We start from the raw sequence: 19,162 nt of genomic DNA, 5'->3' as shown, positions 1-19,162 counted from the left end.
TGGAAGATAACCACATGAATAACAGAATTGCAGGCTTCGACGGATTGCGCGCGATCGCAGTCCTTATGGTCTTTTTTCAGCACCGTTTATTCGGCGACATCGGCGAAATTGGTCATCTTGGTGTGTGGATATTCTTCGCGCTAAGCGGCTTTCTGATCATCGGTATTCTGTCCGCACAACGCGCACGCATCGAAACAAACGGCAGCCGGTTCAGTGTGGAATTGAAGCGTTTTCTGTTTCGCCGCACGTTGCGCATTTTTCCGATTTACTACCTGATGCTGGCGGTGATGTGCGTGCTGATGGCGCTCGGGATGGCGAGCCCAGAGCTCGCGAGCGGCATGCCGTTTCATTTCGCCTATCTGTCGAACTTCTGGATCGGCTCGGTGCTGCATTACTGGCCGGGGCGTTACTCGCATCTCTGGAGCCTCGCGATCGAGGAGCAGTTTTATCTCGTGTTTGCGCCGCTATTGCTGCTGGTTGCGGTGCGGCGGCATCGCGCCGTGTGCCTCGCGATCATCGCGGTGGGACTCGTTTCGCTGCTGGCAATGCGTGCGGCACAGTGGCAGGACATCACGATTTATACGCATCCGCTGACCAACTTCTGGCTGCTCGCCTTGGGCGGGATTGGCGGCTTGATGATCGCCGGGAACGAGAGCCGTTTGCGCATCGTGCTCGGGCATGGCATGACGCTGTTCGTATTGAGCGTTTGCCTGGTGGGCTTTTGTGCGACTGAGCCTATGTGGAATCAACTGGACAGTTCGCTTGCCTTCACGACGGTCAGCGCCTTGTATGGCCTCTGTATCGCGGCACTGGTGTGTTCGATTGCGTGCTGCCGCAACGCCGCCGTGATCGGCCTGCTCGAAACCGGCTGGCTGATGAACTTCGGGCGCATCAGCTACGGCTTTTATCTCTATCACAATCTGATTCCGGACCTGACCCGCAACCACCACGCCACGGCGTTCTTCGGCGGTACCGTGCCGCTGTGGGCGCATGTCGCCGGAATTGTCGCGTCATTCGTGATTTCACTGACGATGGCCGTGTTGTCCTGGCGCCTGATCGAAGCACCCATTCTTCGCTTGAAAACACGGCGTGCGCCGTTGGACACCACGACACCAACTACTACGCAAACACCGGCCTCTTTTGCTGCCCGCAACGGGCATGCATTGAGAGAAAAAAGCACCGCTTCAGATGCCGCCTGAAGGACTCACCCATTACGTTCTGCTTTCATGCGACATGAGTAAGGGCGCGGTATCATGCGGCCTCACCTGGCCGGCTGCTTCGACCCTTGCGCGACACGCAGGCACTGAACAGGCCGAACGATAAAAACAAGCCACTGCCCGCGCGAACTCCGGTCCATCTGGTCCGCGCGGTGGGCTCGCGGACTTCAACGATGTTTCATTTCAGTTTCGCCAACGGCGTGCTTGGCGCGAGCCTGCAGACGCTCAGCCTTTATGCGCTGGTCGGCATTGTTGCGGCGCTATTGCTGGGCGGAATGGTCAAGGGCGTGGTGAGTATCGGCGTGCCGCTGGTGGCGATGCCGATTCTCAGCCAGTTCATGCCGATCAAGGAGGCCGTTCTGTTGCTCTCGATGCCGATCATTCTCGGCAATATTCCACAGGCACTGGAAGGCGGCGACATGCTGCCGACGGTCCGGCGCATTGCCGCGCCCTTGATCGGTACGGTGATCGGCAACATCGTCGGCGTGAGCGTACTGATTTCGCTTGCGCCCCATCGCGCGCAGGCTGCTGCGGGCGTATTGCTGATCGTTGCGGCGCTGCTCCTGTTGCTTTCACCGCGGCTCACGCTGTCACCGAGATGGGCGAAACCGGCGGGCTTCGTATTGGGATTCGGGGCGGCGGTGATGGAGAGCATCGCTTCGGTGCCGGGGCCTTTGCTGGCGATGTATCTGATCGCCACGGGCGCGACGGGAAAAGTCTTTACCAAGCAGATCGCAATTATTCTGGTGGTGTCGATCATCACGCTGGTTGCCACGTTTAGCGGCGGTGCGCATGCCAGCTGGAGCGATCTGGTCATTTCGGTCTGCGCGAGTGTGCCGGTGATCGCGGGAATACTGTTGGTACGGCCGCTTAGAGACAGATTGCCGCCGGGAGCGTTTCGCGTTCTGGTTCTGGTGTTCGTTCTGGCAGCCGCTGCGCAAATGGTCTGGAAATCCGGGGTTTTATAAGGGTGTGGGCTGTGCGCACCAGCCGTGGAACGCGTATTGCTGCTCATTGCTCATAGCAATCCACCGGAGAGCCAGCATGGCAAACCTGCCCAATCCCCCGAACGAGCACGAAAACAAGCCGGATGAAGACCCCGGCAGCCCGCCTACCGAGGTTTCCAAGCCTATCGGCGACGCCATTCCTACCCCAGTCGAACCGGGTCTCGATCAGCCTCTGCCGCAAAAGGGCGACACGCCACCACCCAAGAAATGACGTTCCCGCTCTCGTGGCGGCAAAACGGAACAAACGCGGATCAAGCGGCAGCCGGCTCGTGGACGATCTTCAGCGCGCTCTTGTGCTCTTTGATCAGCCGGTAAACCGCTTCGCCCGGAACCGTCTCCCGCTCGAGCAGTTCGTCGGCAATGGCGCGCAGCACGGGCTCATAAGCATGCAGCAGCCCATAGCACAACTCGTTCAACTCCTTGAGCAGCACGTTGGCGTGCTCGATGGCGCCCTTCATTTGCAGCCCCGCGTATTGCGACGGCAGCGCCGCGAGGCTGAACAGATCGCCATCGCGGTTGAAGCCGAACTTCGACACCATGTCGAGACTGATGCGCGACGCTTCCTGCAGATCCGACGCGGCGCCGCTTGACGCTTCGGAGAACGTGAGAATTTCGGCGTTGCGACCGCCGAGCAGGACCTGAATCTCGTTGCGGATCTCGGTTTCGCGGTACAGGTGCTTGTCTTGCGCCTTGGTGATGAGCGCCACACCCAATGCTCCGCCACGCGGCAAGATCGTGACTTCTTCCAGCACACCGGTGCCGAGCAGCGCGGCGACGAGACCGTGTCCCGCTTCGTGCACCGCGATACGCGTACGCTCGTCTTCGCTCAGTGCCCGCTCTGCCCCGCTCACGTCGCCGATGCGCGCAATCTTGATCGCTTCCATGAAATGCTTCGCGGCGATTTCCGTCTCACCGGCTTTGCGCGCGACCAGTCCCGCCTGATTCACGACCATCGCGACCGTTGCCGGAGACAGACCGGTAGTCAGGCGAGCGAGCTGGTCGTAGTCGATGTCGGCGGCCTTCGACTTCAGCTTCTCCGCGTAGAAGCGGAAAATTTTCGCGCGGTCTTCGCGATCGGGCAAACGGACCTGCACTGTGCGATCGAAACGGCCCGGTCGGCGCAACGCCTCGTCCAGATTGTCGGGATGGTTCGTGGCCGCGACGATGATGACGCCTTCATTCGAAGCGAAGCCATCCATTTCCGCCAGCAGCTGGTTGATGATGCGATTGCTCTCGGCTTCGACGGGACCGCCGCCGGTATCCGTACGCTTGGCGAGGCCATCGGCTTCGTCGATGAAGATGACCGTGGGGGCATTCTTGCGCGCGAGTTCGAACAGGTGTTTGACCTTCTGGATACCGACACCGTAGTACTTCGCACTGAAGTAGCTGCCGGTGATCGAAATGAAGTTCGCGCCGCATTCGCCGGCGAGCGCCTGGGCAAGCCGCGTCTTGCCAACGCCAGGGCCGCCGACCATCAGAATGCCGCATGGTGCGCGCACGCCCATCGAGGTGAACTGCTTCGGATCGGACAGGTAGCCGCGGATGTCTGCGAGCGCCGCCTTCGCTTCACCCGCGCCGATCACGTCGTCGAAACGCAGCGTAGGCGCCTTGCTGAGAAGCGACGCGCCGCCTCTCATCTCGCGGCGCATGAACCACACCATGCCGCCGATCAGCAATAGCGGCAACAGCAAACTGATCGCGTCGCGCACCTGATTGAACACCGGCACCCAGCGCGACGCGCCGGTGCGAATATCGGCGTCGGGCAGCCAGACGAGCTGGTAGGACGCGGCCTGGCCAGCTTTGGGTTCACCGAGCAGCAGTGCGTGCGAAAACGTCGCGTTATGGTCGGTGACGAAGTATTTCGCGCCATCGCGCTTCGACACGAGAATCGCGTTGGGGCTCACGCCGATCGCGGCCACGTTGGCGTCGTGAATATCGCGCAGCATTTGCGACGCGTCTTTCTCGTCATGTGTCCACGCCGAGGGATCGTGACGCATCTGATTCGCGATGCCGGTAAGCGCCGGAGTTGTCTGCACGTCGCGCTGCTGATAAATCCAAACGCTGAGTGCGAGCAATGCCGCGATTAATACCGCACTGACCCCAATGGCGATCTTGCGTGCGCGTCTTTTCCCAAGCGAGTTCTTTCCCGGCTTCATGAGTCACTTCCAAAAACGGGCCAAAGGGAGCCCTGATACTGGTCAAATACAGGTGGTAGCGGTGGGTAGTCCGGCGATTTAAATCGTCGAATTTGGGGGAGCGATCGGCGCCTTGAAAGCGATGACCTGTTGTTCCGGCGCACAGTTTATCAGCGCTATATTCACTGCGTATTCTGCATACCTGAAAGTAACCGCGCCCTATTTAAAAGCGGTCAATATTGCAGTAAAGCGCGGAATATTAGAGGCGCACTTCCAAACAGGCTGGCGGCTATATAGGCAGGTGTTGGTATGACGCAGGGATGAGCCGAGCGAGCGCCCGGCGAGGACGACACTTTCGTGGCGATCCCCCGCCGGTTGCTCGGCCAAGTCCGGAGGTGCGTGTTGCAACACCCCCAAACGTCCGATGGGCAAGACGCCCATCGGTTTCACAACTGAGCGGCGAACCTCTGTGAGCCCATCCGCATCATTACCGCACTCTCAGGTCCTTCTTTTTTATTGCCGGTACCTTGTGGCACCGATCTTCTCTCCTGCAACTACCCCCGATCCTCGCAACCTTTCCCTTCAGTAAATCTGAACTCAGGCAGCGGTACGCCGCCTCAGCTTCATCTGCGCATCACTTCCGAGCAGGTCGAGAAGCTTGATGACGCGTTTGCGCTGGCTGGCAAGTAGCTCATGAGTCTCTTCCAGCACGCGAATGCGCTTTTCCCAGTACTCATGGTCTAGCGGCACCAGCATGCCAGCCGCGTCGCCACGTGTCACGTACTGAACCATGTTCTCAAGATGCTCCAGCTGGCTATCCACCAGACTGGACGGACGCCGCCCGCCGCGTTGGGCGGTCGGTTGCCTGTTCGTGCCGCTCATCTTTCGATTCCCCGTAAATTGGCCGCCGGAAAAGCCTGGGCCTCGCACCCATTGCGCCGAGAATGCCAATCGGCGCGCTTTCTGCGTGCTTTGCGTGTTCCAACGCGGAGCCTGTTATAAACGCATGGTGGCGCCGTCGATGAAACCGATCTGCATCTAATCATCCGACGATACCGCAGCTTTTTTGTTAGGCTTTACCATCCGTCTCAATATTGGACGACGGCGTGTTAAATATCTGGTTACCGCCGCTGCCCGCCGGAATCACACGCATTGTTCGCAGCAACCGATCCATGAACCAGCGCACCTTACCGCCGCACCTGGCTGCTGCCGCCGCAGCCGAATCGCGCTCCGCCATTTCCACGAGCCGCTTCAGCACGCACGCGCTCACAGCCGACGAACAATTTCTGGCCTGGCGCCAGCGCGTGGGGCATGTGGTCGACGTGCCACCGTCGAAGGAACAGGTCGCCGGCGGATTTCGCGGCGAAATCGATCTTTATGCGGTCGGCGGCATGGTGTTTACGGACTGCAGCACGGACGCGGTGCTGCTGGAACGATCGGTCGCGCGGGTTTCCACAGACTCGCGGCGCGATTACGCCTTTCAACTGTTCGTGGAAGGCGAAGTCGGCCACGTCACGGGCATGCGCAAGAAACGCAGCGAGCAGGGCTCGGTGCAGGGCATCGTCGCGTTCGACCTGAATCAACCGTTTCGGGCCGAGCGACCCGAATGCCGGCTTCTGAGCCTGTTCGTACCCGCTGCGATCGTGGATGAGGAACTGCGCGACGCCACAGCGATTCACGGCCGCGTCGTCCAGCAGGGTGCGCCGCTGACCAGTCTTGTGCTGGACCACATGACGGCAGTCGCCCGGGAAATCCCCAGGCTCGATCCAGCCAGCGCGGCAGAGGCACTACATGCCGGCGCCCAACTGCTGATCGCCGCCTTCCGCAAGGAGGCGCGACTGACCGGCGCGAGCCGGGCGGCGATGCAGGCCGCCGTGATGGGACAGGTACGGCGTTACGTCGAAGCCAATCTTCATCAGGGCGACCTCACACCGACCAGCGTGGTTCAGGCCTTACAGCTGAAACGCGCCACCATCTATCGCTGGTTCGAGCACGACGGCGGACTCGGCGCCTACATCCGCAATCGCCGCTTGCGGGAAGCGGCGGACGAACTGGTTCGTTTCCCGCATCTTCAGGTAACGGAAATCGCCTATGGACTCGGCTTTCAGAGCGCGTCCGATTTCACACGCGCGTTTCGCCGCGCCTTCGACATGAGCCCGCAAGACATGCGGGCGCGCGCCGTGGACCTGCAGCACCGCGGCACGAGGGAGCGCTGGGGGAGCGCGCTTAAGCCGATTTAAGCCGGTTTAAGCCGGCGGCTGCGAAGCACCGGCAAGGCTCGTATCCGGCGCCTCTGCCTCGGGAAAGGCCCTTAACGCCGCAAGCGTGAGCAGGGTCGCGGCCATCAGATACCACGCCGGAACCATCGGATCGCCCGTGCGGTTGATCAGCCACGTCACGAGGAACGGCGAAAATCCGCCGAACAGGACGACGCCGAAGCTGTAAATCATCGCAACTCCCGCCGCGCGCCGATGCACCGGAAACGCCTCCATCATCAGCACGGAACTCGGACCGGCATTGTTGACCGCAAGCGCGACGTACGCCGTGATGATGACGAGCGCGGCAACGTCGCTCACGCCGTGGGTCAGCGCCCTGAATGCCGGCCACGCGGCCACCAGCGACGCCACGAGTGCCGCGTACTGCAACGTCTTGCGGCTTACGAAACGGTCGGCCGCGCGCGCCACGAGCGGCGTCACCACCATGATCACGAGGCCCGACAGGCAGGCCGTCAGGAGACTGATTGCCGCCGGCCGATGCAGCGTACGAACCAGGTAGGCCGGCATATAGAAAACAGTGAGGTAGATGCCCACCGAAGGCGCCGCCATCATCAGGAGGCCGCAGACGAAGGGACGCGGGTACTCCGTGAACATGCGCCTCGGACTGAGCCGCGTACGCGGCAGCGGCGCGGCCACCGGCATGCGGCGACGCAGGTACCAGCCGACCGGTCCGATCAGCCCACCCAGCACGAATGGAACGCGCCATCCCCAGTCATGCACGGCGGCGGGCGACAGCAGCGCCGTCGTGCAGGCCCCAACCAGCGCGGCGGCGAAGGCCGCCGCGCCCTGGCTCGCGCCGCGCCAGCTCACCATGAAACAGCGGTGCCGGTAGGCGACCGACTCCATCAGCGAAGCCGACGCCGGCCCGATCTCACCGCCTGCGGCGAGCCCCTGCATCAGGCGCGCGAGCACCATCAACACCGTCGCGGCCGGACCGATCGACGCATAGCCTGGCAAGCACGCGATCAGCCACGTGCCAAGGGTCATCAGCGTGAGCGATACCGTGAGGCCGGCTTTGCGGCCACGGCTGTCGGCAATGTAGCCGATCATGATCGCGCCGAGCGGGCGCATCACGAAGCCCGCGCCGAAGGTGGCGAGCGAGAGCAAGAGCGACGACGCGGGATTGCTCGATGGAAAGAACAGATTGCCGATAATGACCGCTGAAAAGCTGTAGACGGTGAAGTCGTACGCCACGAAGCCGTTACCGATAACAATTGCCGTGACGATACGCCTGAGTTCGGCGCGGGACGGTCGGGCCGCTTTGCGGGCAGCTGTTTGCATGGATTGCGGTCGACGGGGGAAGCGTCGAGGTGTTCAGGAGATGGGCAGAATTGCGGTGAAGCCTTTTTTAACGGCGCAAAAAGACGCAACTTTACACCGCGCGCGCGGATGTCGCCTCGCTTACCTCACCAACGGGTGGTGTCATTGTCGGATGCCGCGAAAGCATCTGAGCGCACTGCTACACTTGCAAACCGCTAACTTCCCGAAGAACCCTCGCTGCCGTCGTCCGGCACATTCTTCGGCTGACCCACTCCGCACGTCATGCTTCGATTCGAGAACCTCAGCAAACGCTATAGCGAACGCATCATCTTTCAGGGGCTGCATTACGACACGGCGGCAGGATGCGTGGCGCTCAACGATGAATCCGGCAGCGGCAAGTCGACGTTGCTGGGCATCCTCGCCGGCACGATCGAGCCCGACGCCGGCGACGTGTGGCTCGGCGGCCATTCGCTGCGCACCGCGCCGCGCGAGGCGAAATCCGTGCTCACGTACGTGCCCGAAGACTGCATGACGTATCCGGAGCAGACCGGTCGTGACTATCTGGCGCGTGTGGCGTCGGAGAGAAAGACAGCAGTCGATAGCCACACGCTCGACCTTGCCCTGCGCTTCGGACTCGAGCCGCATCTCGACAAGCGCTTCGAGCAGATGTCGTTTGGCACGCGCAAGAAATTCTTCCTGACCGGGGCCGTACTCGGCGAGACTAAAGTCGTGATCGCGGATGAACCGGTCGGCGGACTCGACGCATCGGCGCGTGGCGTTCTGGTCGATCTGTTTAAAACGCTGGCCGAAACCCGCACGGTCTTTTTCTCGAGCTACGACACCGCTTTTACGCAAGCATGCGAAGCGAGAACCGTCAGTTTTGCGGACCTGGGTATGCGCGGCTAGAAAGATTCCGCACTCTATTAGCGAGTCAACGCGCCGTAGCTTCAGGCCTCACTGATAGCTCATCGTGAAGGTGGCGAGCCCCTTCACGATGCCCGGCCCTACCGTGCCAGTGGAAATGTACTGCGCGGTCAGCGGAATGCGAGTCGTGCTCGACGACGCACCTACCAGCCATTGATTCCGATTGCCCGCTACCGCCGAATCCGGCCCGTAGCTCACTGCCGTTCCACCGCTATTGAGCACGCGTAACGCGACACCCGTCGCGGTCGACCCGCTCGCCAGCGTCAGATTGCTGGTCGTATTGCCGGGAGTAGTGGCGTCGGTCAGCGTCACATAGACATTCGCGCCGGCCTGACACGATAGTCCGATGCTGAGGTTCGTGTTACCGAGTGTCGTGCCGACGGGGCTCAATGCGCTGGCATTGACGGTAGGCAGCGTGACGCTCACCGACGGCGTGGTCACCGTGCACGTGGTCGCGACAATCGAGGTGTTGTTGACCGAGATCGTCACGAGAGCCGGCGACGTTATGTTGGCGGGGATATTGTGGCTGACCAGCGTGAGCAACTGCGGGATGTTCACCGCGCCACCCGTTGTCACCTGCGCGGCCGTTTTGACCAGTTGGTAGGTGAACGTGAAGCTGCCCTGGAACGCCGCCGTGTTCGTAATCGGCGCGCCGAAATCACCCCACTTGCCGACAGCCAGTGAGGACAAAGTCGTATTGCCGTAGGTCACGTCCACGACCTTGATGCCGATGCCGGCAATACCGGTGTTCCACACGCCCGCTACCGGGCTGCTCGTCAGTTGCGGGTAGTACTGGATATACCAGCCGTTGTTGTATGGTGGCACCGTCCCGGGATTCGACGGGCAGTTAACAGAAACGGTCGACGATTGCACCGGCCCGATTGCCGTGCCGACTGGCGTATCACGTGGCACGGTGAGCGTGCCGAAGCTGATCGCCGCCGATCCGCTAATCGTGCATTGCAGCGCTGCGTGAGCGGGTACGCTGGCGATCAGACCGGCGGATGCAGCAGCGAATAGCATCAGGATACCGAAGCATCGGCGCAAGGCACCGTACGAGAGAGACATCTTCATTGTGCTTTTCCTCCAGCGGACGAGCCCGCCGCTGCCTGGTTCGTCATGCCGGCCGCCGCGCCGCACACGGCATCGATATGCGCGTACGCGCCGCGGTCTTCGCCTTTCGGCGGCAAGTGATAACCGAAGGCACACTGTTCATCCGCTGCATCCCCCCACTTCACCGTGAGCGCCCCCTCATCGGCCACGCCGCGCACAAAGATGCGACTGTTCTGGCCGATCGCGCCGACACCTTGCCCCTTCGCGTCGTACACCGTCGCGCCGAAAGGCAACGGTGCGCCGTTCGGCAAGCGCGCGGAGATCACCGCTGCCCTGCCCGTCACCGTGCCGAAGTGAATCATCACCACCGAGTTGGCACGTGGCGCCACCTGCTGGCTGGTCGACCTGAATTCGACGTCGAGCGGGATTCCCTTCGGATCGATTTCGACCGTGTTCAGGCTATACGGCGTCAGATACGGAATCACTGCATAACCGAAGTTGTCGACGCGCACGCCGGACGAGTTGGTGATGCGGGCGCCCTTCGCGTCTTTCGCCTCGACCACACCGATCGTGTCGCCCAGATCGTTCGCGAAGGTCACGCCGCCCGGATGCGCGACGATCGCGCCGGTCACGCCGGCCGACACTTGCGAGTAGCCGGAGCCGCCGCTTGCGCTCGCCGCCAGCGTCGCGTACGGGCTGCGGTACTGGCCGTTCACGCCGCCTGCACTCGAGCCCGGCGCATGGTTTGCCGTCACGCCATAGGTGAATTCGTTGTCGACGCCGGCGGAGCCGTTCAGCATCGCCTGTTCGGACGAACCGCTCTGACTGTTGTGCGTGAAGCTGGTCGAGAGGGTCGGCGCATGCTGACCGTTGCCGAGCGGAATCGAGACGCTTGCGAAGATCTGATTGTTCATCTGCCCGGTCAGGCCGTCGCGCTGCCTCGACAGCGACACGTTGTAGCTGAAGTTGGTGCCGAGCGCGCGCAACACGTTGTTGTAGCCGATCTGGAATTGCGTGGTGGTGCCGCTGCGATTCCAGTAGTCGAGCGTCGAGCCGACCACGTAGGCATTACCCCAGCCGTTGCCGAAGCTCTGGTTCATCGTCAGTTGGACCTGATTGCGCTGGCGATCGACCGAGGTCGGATCCTGTCCCGCGGCAACCGCGCTGCGCGCCAGCATGGCGTCGCGCAACGCCCAGAAACCGCTCGACGAATAGCGATAGGCGGCGACAGTGAAGTTCGTGTTGGTGGCCGGCACCAGCTTGCTGTAGCTGATTCGCACGCTCTGGCCGGTGGTGTTGGTCACGCCGCGAATGTTGGCGCGCGCCTCGGTTACGTCCAACGCAACCGCGCCCAATGGCGTGTTGACCGCCGCGCCGAGCAGCCCGGCGAGATAGCCGTCCGCAACAATCGTCCCCGCGTAGCCGGTGATGACGTTGTTGAAACCGTGCTGCACCGTCCCCTGTAGGAGGTTGTCGTGCTGATTGACCTGCGCATCGCGAAGCTGGCCCGCGGCGACATTGAAACGCGTGATGCCCGGACGCAGCAACTGCGCGACCGACGCATAGGGCACGGAGAAACTATGCTGACTGCCGTCGGCTTCAGTGACCGTGACGAGCAGGTTGCCGCCGTAGCCGGTGGCGTACAGATCGTTGATCTCGAATGCGCCCGGTGCGACGGTCGTTTCGTACAGTTTGTTGCCGTTCTGCGTGACGCTCACGCGCGCATTGGTCATCGCCACACCGCGAATCAGCGGTGCATAACCGCGCAGCGAGTCGGGCAACATGCGGTCGTCGCTCGCGAGTTCGACGCCGCGAATGCCGATGCTGTCGAACACTGCTCCATCGGTAAAGGCATCGCCGAGCGTCAACTGGCTGCGAATCGACGGCAGATCGTGCTGCACGTAGGTCGCGATGTTCTGATACGTGCGCGGTCCGTTCGATTGCCACGTCAGCGCGGAATTTTGCCTGAAGTGCCAGCTGCCTACATTGACGCCGCTATTCAGGCCGAGATAGGTCTGTGTGTTGGACAACCCCGCGGAGCCCGAACCCGTCACGCGAAACGAATTCAGGTTGTAGCCCAAAGTGGCCGAGGTCACGCCTTCGTCCCAGAACTCGGGACTCACGTAGCCTTGCGGATTGCGCAGCAGCGCCGCCTGCGGGATGCTCAGGTCGAGCCGCAGATCGGACAGGTCGAAGGATTGCGACGCACCGTCGACGAGATTGGCAACGTTCGCGCACTCGCCCGCCTGGGCTTTCGCGAGTTCGCCGCGGCCCTTGTCCGGCAGCGTCGAAAAGTCCAGACCGAGGCGCTCGATCAGCGCCTTGCTGAAACACGGCACGGCGTTCCCCGCGCCGTCCCGTGCCACGAAACGCAGCGTGTCGTGGCCGACCCAGTTTCCGTTGACGTAGAGGTCGACGGTGTACTCGCCGGGCTGCACCGGATTGCCGCGCTCGAAACGCGACACGTCGACGCTTTGGCCTTTCGGCTTCATCAGAAATTCGCTGTTGAACTGCACATCGGCAAGCATCGTGGAGTCGGCGAACGCGGGCGTTGCGCCCCATGCGGCCAGCGCGCCGAGCATCACGGCATGGCTGCGCCTGAGCGCGAACCAGTTTCCGGCTCGCGGCCGCGAAGAATATTCCCGGGTGCGCATGATTACTTGCGGGTCCCGTCGCGCAGCGTTTTGCCGGTGACGCCGGCGCCGTAGTCGTTGATGAAGGTGTAGTCGACTTGCGCCGGCACGTCGGCGAGCGGTGCAACGTTGCCAATGTCGAAGTCCGCGCTCGCGCCCGGGTCGACCATGCCGCCCTTGTCGCTGGCCCAGCTCGTCGTGCTCTCGCTCGCGACGATCTTGCTGAACGTCACGTGATACGGCGTCGGATTGGTCGCCTCGAGCGCGTAGGCGCCGTTGTCCTTGCGCACGAATTTCCAGCTGACTTTCGCGGCCGCTTCGTCCGCATTGCCCGGCAGCCCCGCCGGACGGAAGAACAACTTGATGCGCGAACGGAACGCCAGCTGCAGCGAATTCGGATCGTCCGCTGTGGTGCTCGCTGCCGCGCGCGGCGGCACTTCAAGCACGTTGAGCCAGAACAGGGACTCCTTGTCTTGCGGCAACGGTTCCTGCGTGTAGATCAGGCGCAGGCTCTGCCCTTTCTTCGGATCGAGGCGAAAAAGCGGCGGCGACAAGGTGAACGGCACCTTCGATTCGTCCGGCATCGCGTTCGGATTGCCGGTGTCGAGCCACACCTGAACCAGCGCCGGTGCGTCACCTTCGTTACTGAGCTTGACGGTTACTTCACGCTCTCTTGCCTGATAGATCACGCGCGTGCCGCTGATCACGACACCCGCATGCGCGCTGCTCACCAACCACGACAATGCGAAAACCGTCATCGCCCTTGATAAATTCTTTCGCATTGCCATTTCGTTATCCTGATTTCGTGGCGAACTCGTGGTTCGCTCTGTTCTCCTCGACAGCCGGCGCCTCTCGCGGGCGCCGGCTACCGCCCCGTAGCGTCCTGCTTTTACTGGTAGACGATCGAGTACATGACGGTCGTATTGACGGTACCTGCCGTCGATGCGCCATTGGTTGCCACGTATTGCGCAAAGTACTTGAGCGTGGCCGCACCGCTTGCCAGCGCGACTGCCTTCGAGTTCTGCGAGGCCTGCGCCGCACCCAGCGTGATCACGCTGCTGTCGCCGTTGAGCAGGCCGATTTCGACGTTGGTCGCCGTGCCCGAAGCGTTGATCAGTTGGCCCGTGGTCGTATCGACCGTGGCGCCCGGTTCGAAATAAGTCGACACGTTGCCCGAGTTCGGCGTGCAGTTCGACAGTGCGATGTTGAACGGCGTGCGGCCCGCGGTCGTGCCCGCAGTGGCGAGCGCCGAGGTCGAGACAGTCGGCAGCGTAACGGTGAAGTTCTTGCCGCCGCCGTTACCGCTGATCGTGCAGGTCTGGCTGGTGATCTGGCCGTTGAATGTGATGGTGCCGTCGGCTGCGTGCGAAACGGCCGGCATGGCGGCTGCTGCAGCGATGGCCGTAGCGAGAACGCCTGAGCGCGTGAATTTCATGGTTATCCCCATTGATAAGTAATGCGTCGTATTGAAAGACCGTGTGTGTGGCGGGTTCAGCGATGGCGTTGCGCTCAAACCGACCGCGCCGGGGGCAATTATCGGGACGATGGCAAAAAGGGACAGTCAAGCACTGTCAAGCTGGACGGGAGAAGGTTGAAGCAGTGTCAAAACGAACGTTTTCTGGAAGTAAGAGCTACTTGCGTGGCTGCTTTTGTGGCCGAAAAGTGCGTCTATCTACCGGATTTATTCATACGAATAGGACTTAATCGAGAAAAATCTACGTTTAAAACGTGAGTGCAAGTCGATTTTGCCGGAAAGAGCTTTTTGTTGTCCGTTACCGGACTGTCAAATCGCCTTAACTGAAGCTCGTTGTCTTCGCTCCCCAGCAGTGATCACGCCTCGGAGTGCCTCGACGCATTCAATTGACGCGCGGGCATCTCCGACGACATCTATTCGCGGAGTCCGAAATGAAACGCGCGCTCATGATGCTTGCGCCGGTCGGCGGGATGCTGGTTGGCGCTGCCCACGCGCAAAGCTCGTTGACGATCAGCGGAACAACGTACACGTACTGTGCGGCCGAGGGTCAATTCTGTTCATTCACAGGCACGGCGAACGTCGTCTACGGCACCACGTCGCCTACGCTTCAATACGATATCAATGGGCCGTTCACGGGCGGGGTGCAGTGCTCGACGGGAGCGGTGTCGAGTACGGACCCAGCGTTCGGGTATGGGAAGAGTTGCTGGTACAAAAGCACTTCGGCACCCACGCCCACGCCGACTCCTACTCCGACGCCAACCCCCACCCCTGCTCCGACGCCGAGTCCCTCTGGTGCGTGGACGCAGTGTGCCGTCGAGAACGCGCGCTGTTCGTTCAGCGGCAAGATGACCGTGCTTTATGGCGCGAGTACGACTTCCAATAACGTGAGCAAAGTTTTCACCAATGGTGTGACTTGCAGCAATACGGCTTTTGGTACCGACCCGGCGTACGGGGTTTCGAAGTTCTGCTGGATTCCGAAGACACCTGCACCGGCGCCTACACCAACACCTACGCCGACGCCAACGCCAACACCTACGCCCACACCCACGCCGACTCCAACACCGACTCCAACACCGACGCCTACACCTACACCTACACCTACACCTACACCTACACCTACACCTACACCTACGCCTACGCCTACGCCCACACCGACGCCGACTCCAACACCGACTCCAACACCGACTCCAACACCGACGCCTACGCCGGTATCCGCCATCGCCTGCGCAGCACCGACGTCAGCAGCCGGAGGCACCGCCAATGGCCTGATCGTCACCGACACGCCAAGCAGCAACGGCACACGCCTTTTCAATCAAGGCAGCAGCTTCCAGGTGTCGTTCGTCACCGCGGCGACATCAGCGGACACCGTCGTCTGGTCGATGCAGGATCAACTAGGCAACATCAAGGGCAGCGGTTCGTTTGCCGTTGCGAGCGGGACACGGACCAGCACGCTGTCGTGCCAGAGCAGCTCGGCGGGTTACTTCGCGATCACGGCGACGCTGTCGCACTCAGGCGGCACGCTGCCGCAATTCGGCACACGTCCAACCGGCATCGCCACGTTCGGCATCTTGCCGAACCTGTCCAGCACCATACCGGCAGTCAGCTACGCGCATCAGGAGCAGCACCGCTTCGGCATGCAGGGCTTCAACGACAATGGCGCGATGCTCACAGCGCTCGGCATCTCCCAAACGATCGACGACCGTGAACTGTCCGCCATGGAGCCCAATGCGGCGAATACGTGGACGCCTTCCTTATCGGATCTCGATCCGTTCTATACGAATGGCAAGATCATGCGGCTCATCAGGCTGGACGGCATTCCCGGGTGGGCGAGTCCGACTGGCGCGTTTCAGGACGACACCAACGCACCGTCAAACGAAACCTACTACCAGAACTACATGGCGCGCGTGGGCACCGACAGCGCTGCGATCCGTCAACAGTATTTTCCCAATCAGCAATACAACTATTATCAGGTGACGTGGGAGCCCCAATGGGTCGATTCGACCGCCAATTTCGTCGCGATGTACGCGGCGGCCTATAAAGGCTTGCATTCGACTGATCCGAACGCGGTCGTGATGGGCACGACCAACGTCTTTCCCGCCAACTGCTCGACGCAATGTACGCAGGGATATCTCGCCACCTACGCATCGCTAGGGCTCGGCAATTACATCGACGGTGTGACGACGCACGGCTATTACAACGCCGGCACGTTTGCGGGACACCCGCCCGAACAATACGATACCGATCCGAATCCCGCGAACGTCGCGAACGCCCTCGATCAGCAGATGAGGTCGTTGCGTTCGCAGATGCAGTTGGTCAAGCCGAACATGCGCTTGTGGATGACCGAGCTCGGCATCACCTACGACTCCGGTGCCGCTTATGGGCCGAGTTATCCGCCGGCGAACCAGCTATATGGGCAAGCTGCAGTTGCATTGCGCGCGCACCTCATCATTCTTGGCGAAGGTGCACAGGTCACTTACTTCTTCTACGGCTCGGACTATCCGGCTGACGTGGGCATCGGCACGTTCTTCGATCTCGCTGATCCGCAAGGGCAATATGGCGCGACGAATCTGAGTCCCAAACCAGAAGCGCTCGCGTTCGCCGCACTAACGCGCGTCCTCGACGGCACGCAAACGCTCGGGCGTCTCAACGGGCTTCCTTCGATGGTGTATGGCTATGCATTCCAGCAACTGAACTCAGGACCGGTGATCGCGGCGCTCTGGACGCACAACAATTCGAACTGGCCGACGTCATCGGGCACCTACAGTTCGACCTATAGCACCACGTATGCATTGACCGTGAACTCGACCGGCACGAACGGCACCGTAAGCGTCATCGACATGATGGGCAATGTAAGCTCGGTGAGCTACACGAACGGCGTCGCGAATCTCACGCTGACCGAGTCGCCGATTTACGTGGTGCTCGCGAACGCCAATGCGATCCAGGGCAAGTACACAGCACCCGTGGGCTATACAGGACAATAATTACGCCTGGATAAAATCACGCCCATTTTCCTTTCGATATCCTGACTACATCTGTTCTCGGGTATAGTCCACTGGCACACCGCGCGAAACTGCCCTACATTTTCGTTGTCGATCGCCGATGACCGCAGCCGCGGTCGCTACTTGTCATTCTCCTTACGCCCGAACCATTCGGGCGTCGAACCATAGACAACAGCAGTCACACCGGCACGCCTGACCGGGCCTGGAGGGGACATGGCCGTCTTCGCTAACTTCTGGCGCCTGATAGTCGGCAAGCCGCTGGATCCGCTCGATCCCCGGACTCGTCACGCGATCGCTGTCACGCCGCTGCTAGCCTGGGTGGGTCTCGGTGCCGACGGGTTGTCGTCGTCATGCTATGGGCCTGAAGAAGCCTTCCTCGCGCTCGGCCAGCACACCTCGCTTGCCGTGTTTCTCGCACTGGCTACCGCAGCGACAGTTTTCATCATCGCGCTCGGCTATAACCAGGTCATCCAGTTGTTCCCCACCGGTGGCGGCGGCTATCGCGTTGCGACCGCATTACTGGGCCCGCATCCAGGGCTGGTGTCAGGCGCCGCGCTGCTGGTCGACTACGTCCTGACCGTCGCGACCTCGCTTGCAAGCGGCGTCGATGCCTTCTTCAGCTTGCTGCCGGTGAGCGCACAGGCGTTCAAGCTCGCCACCGAGCTCATCCTCATCGTCCTGATGACGGGCCTCAACTTTCGCGGCATGCGCGAGTCGATCATGGTGCTGCTGCCGATCTTCCTTGGCTTCGTGGTGCTGCATCTCGGCCTCATCGTGTACGGCATCGCGGTGCACGGCGATCATCTGGCCGCCGTCGTGCCGGGCGCGATCGGCGAGGCGCACAGCATGTCGCACGCGGTCGGCCCCCTCGTGGTGGTGGCCTTGCTCATGCGCGCGTTCTCGTTAGGCGGCGGCACGTATACGGGCCTCGAAGCCGTGTCGAACAACGTCAACATGCTGGCCGAACCGCGCGTGCCGAACGGAAGGACGACGATGTTCTACATGTCCACGTCGCTCGCATTCACGGCCGGCGGCATCATTCTGCTGTACATGTTGTGGCATGCTCAGGCGGTAGAAGGTCAAACGCTCAACGCGGTGGTATTCGGCAGTGTCATCGACCATCTCGGGCTCGGCTCCGCGTTCGCACGGCATGCGCTGCTTGCCGCGGTGCTGGCCTTCGAAGCCGGTCTGCTGCTGGTCGGCGCACAAACCGGCTTCCTGGATGGGCCGGCTGTGCTGTCGAACATGGCGTCGGATTCGTGGGTGCCGCGCCATTTCCGTGATCTGTCCGCGCGGCTGGTCAGACAGAACGGCATCGTCGTGATGGGGCTGGCGAGCCTCGCCATCCTGATCTGGACGCACGGTGACGTGTCGATCCTGGTGGTGCTGTACAGCATCAACGTGTTCCTGACTTTCAGCCTCTCCCTGCTGGGACTGTGCATTTACTGGTGGGGCCATCGCCATGAAGGCGAAAACTGGCTGACGCACTTCGCGCTATCCGCATTGGGGCTTTCGGTCACCAGCACCGTGCTGGTGATCACGCTGATCGAGAAGTTCACGGAGGGTGGCTGGCTGACGGTCCTGGTGACCGGCGCTGTGGTGGCGCTGTGTTTCGCCATCAAACGGCACTACAGCGAAACCCGCGCACTGATTGCGAAGGAAGATGCCCTCTTCACCGGCGCTCCGCCCGAAGTCAGCGAAGCGGCGGCGGCGCTCAAACCGGACCCATCCCTGCCGACTGCTATTCTGCTCGTCGGCAAACACCGCGGCGCCAGCATGCATGCCCTGCTATGGGTGAACCGGTTGTTCCCGGACCACTTCAGGAACGTGATATTTCTCGCAGTCGGCGAAGTGGACGCGCAAAGCTACGAAGGTGCGGAGCACCTTGAGCAGTTGCGGCAAACGATTTCAGCAGCGCTCGAATACTATGTGGCGCAGTGCCGCCGGCACGGAATGGCCGCCGAATACAGGATCGCTTTCGGCACCGATCCTGTGGAAGAATTCGTCGGACTGACCGGGACCGCCATGGAGGAGTTCCCGAACAGCGTGTGCTTCGCCAGCAAACTGATTTTCAAACGGGTGAATATCCTGACGCGGTGGCTTCACAATCACACACCGCTGGAAATCCAGACACGTCTGCACCAGCATGGCAAACAGATGGTGCTGCTGCCGATGAACGTGGGATGA

General features: G+C 61.5%; 15 protein-coding genes. 7 read left to right on the top strand and 8 right to left on the bottom strand.

Going from position 1 to position 19,162, the window contains the following annotated elements; all coding sequences use genetic code 11:
• Positions 1 to 14: 14 nt before the first annotated feature.
• From M0D68_RS11060 to M0D68_RS11050, 3 genes are all read left to right on the top strand, one after another.
• Positions 15 to 1,199, top strand: a complete 1,185-nt coding sequence (locus M0D68_RS11060; protein ID WP_266224240.1) for an acyltransferase — start codon at positions 15 to 17, stop codon at positions 1,197 to 1,199.
• A gap of 191 nt (positions 1,200 to 1,390) precedes the next feature.
• A complete protein-coding gene (locus M0D68_RS11055; RefSeq protein ID WP_093633247.1) occupies positions 1,391 to 2,185 on the top strand; it encodes a sulfite exporter TauE/SafE family protein in 795 nt (264 codons plus the stop codon).
• A gap of 76 nt (positions 2,186 to 2,261) precedes the next feature.
• The gene (locus tag M0D68_RS11050; protein WP_167378287.1) at positions 2,262 to 2,435 is read left to right on the top strand and encodes a hypothetical protein; all 174 of its coding nucleotides are present in this window, start codon (positions 2,262 to 2,264) and stop codon (positions 2,433 to 2,435) included.
• Between the two features lie 40 nt (positions 2,436 to 2,475).
• Here M0D68_RS11050 and M0D68_RS11045 read toward each other — a convergent pair whose 3' ends face one another.
• Together M0D68_RS11045 and M0D68_RS11040 are read right to left on the bottom strand one after the other, a co-directional pair.
• Complete coding sequence (locus M0D68_RS11045) at positions 2,476 to 4,380, bottom strand: AAA family ATPase (protein WP_266224239.1); 1,905 nt, start codon at positions 4,378 to 4,380, stop codon at positions 2,476 to 2,478.
• 576 nt (positions 4,381 to 4,956) lie between these two features.
• A complete protein-coding gene (locus M0D68_RS11040; protein WP_266224238.1) occupies positions 4,957 to 5,241 on the bottom strand; it encodes a hypothetical protein in 285 nt (94 codons plus the stop codon).
• A gap of 290 nt (positions 5,242 to 5,531) precedes the next feature.
• On the opposite strand from M0D68_RS11040, the gene M0D68_RS11035 reads away from it, so the two are divergent.
• Positions 5,532 to 6,599 carry an AraC family transcriptional regulator gene (locus M0D68_RS11035; protein ID WP_093633055.1) on the top strand — a complete coding sequence of 356 codons (1,068 nt, stop codon included), beginning with the start codon at positions 5,532 to 5,534 and terminating at the stop codon, positions 6,597 to 6,599.
• A gap of 6 nt (positions 6,600 to 6,605) precedes the next feature.
• Here the strand turns inward: M0D68_RS11035 and M0D68_RS11030 are convergent, their stop codons facing one another.
• Positions 6,606 to 7,916, bottom strand: a complete 1,311-nt coding sequence (locus tag M0D68_RS11030) for an MFS transporter (protein WP_093633056.1) — start codon at positions 7,914 to 7,916, stop codon at positions 6,606 to 6,608.
• Positions 7,917 to 8,177: 261 nt separating this feature from the next.
• Between M0D68_RS11030 and M0D68_RS11025 the strand changes: the two genes are divergently transcribed.
• Entirely contained in the window at positions 8,178 to 8,801 is a 624-nt protein-coding gene (locus tag M0D68_RS11025) for an ATP-binding cassette domain-containing protein (protein ID WP_200620451.1), read from the top strand.
• Between the two features lie 48 nt (positions 8,802 to 8,849).
• Here M0D68_RS11025 and M0D68_RS11020 read toward each other — a convergent pair whose 3' ends face one another.
• The 5 genes from M0D68_RS11020 to M0D68_RS11000 all read right to left on the bottom strand — a co-directional run bounded on the left by M0D68_RS11020 (position 8,850) and on the right by M0D68_RS11000 (position 15,288).
• The gene (locus M0D68_RS11020; protein ID WP_200620452.1) at positions 8,850 to 9,890 is read right to left on the bottom strand and encodes a fimbrial protein; all 1,041 of its coding nucleotides are present in this window, start codon (positions 9,888 to 9,890) and stop codon (positions 8,850 to 8,852) included.
• Positions 9,887 to 12,523, bottom strand: a complete 2,637-nt coding sequence (locus M0D68_RS11015) for a fimbria/pilus outer membrane usher protein (RefSeq protein WP_266224237.1) — start codon at positions 12,521 to 12,523, stop codon at positions 9,887 to 9,889. Before M0D68_RS11015 ends, M0D68_RS11020 begins: the two co-directional genes overlap by 4 nt.
• A gap of 2 nt (positions 12,524 to 12,525) precedes the next feature.
• On the bottom strand, positions 12,526 to 13,284 hold the full coding sequence (locus tag M0D68_RS11010; RefSeq protein ID WP_234486875.1) for a molecular chaperone: 759 nt from the start codon (positions 13,282 to 13,284) through the stop codon (positions 12,526 to 12,528).
• Positions 13,285 to 13,391: 107 nt separating this feature from the next.
• Positions 13,392 to 13,937: a fimbrial protein gene (locus M0D68_RS11005; protein WP_200620455.1), complete on the bottom strand. Its 546-nt coding sequence runs from the start codon at positions 13,935 to 13,937 to the stop codon at positions 13,392 to 13,394.
• A gap of 895 nt (positions 13,938 to 14,832) precedes the next feature.
• Positions 14,833 to 15,288, bottom strand: coding sequence for a hypothetical protein (locus M0D68_RS11000; protein ID WP_266224236.1), 456 nt, complete (start codon positions 15,286 to 15,288; stop codon positions 14,833 to 14,835).
• 67 nt (positions 15,289 to 15,355) lie between these two features.
• Between M0D68_RS11000 and M0D68_RS10995 the strand changes: the two genes are divergently transcribed.
• Together M0D68_RS10995 and M0D68_RS10990 are read left to right on the top strand one after the other, a co-directional pair.
• Positions 15,356 to 16,957 (top strand): hypothetical protein, encoded by a 1,602-nt coding sequence (locus M0D68_RS10995; RefSeq protein WP_234486882.1) that lies wholly within the window; start codon positions 15,356 to 15,358, stop codon positions 16,955 to 16,957.
• A gap of 231 nt (positions 16,958 to 17,188) precedes the next feature.
• Positions 17,189 to 19,162, top strand: coding sequence for an APC family permease (locus tag M0D68_RS10990; protein ID WP_093633061.1), 1,974 nt, complete (start codon positions 17,189 to 17,191; stop codon positions 19,160 to 19,162).

Source organism: Paraburkholderia sp. SEWSISQ10-3 4, assembly GCF_030464785.1.
GTDB classification, from domain to species: Bacteria; Pseudomonadota; Gammaproteobacteria; order Burkholderiales; family Burkholderiaceae; genus Paraburkholderia; species Paraburkholderia aspalathi.
The sequence above is the reverse complement of the archived record's forward strand: the minus strand, read 5'-3'. Positions and strand labels throughout refer to the sequence as shown.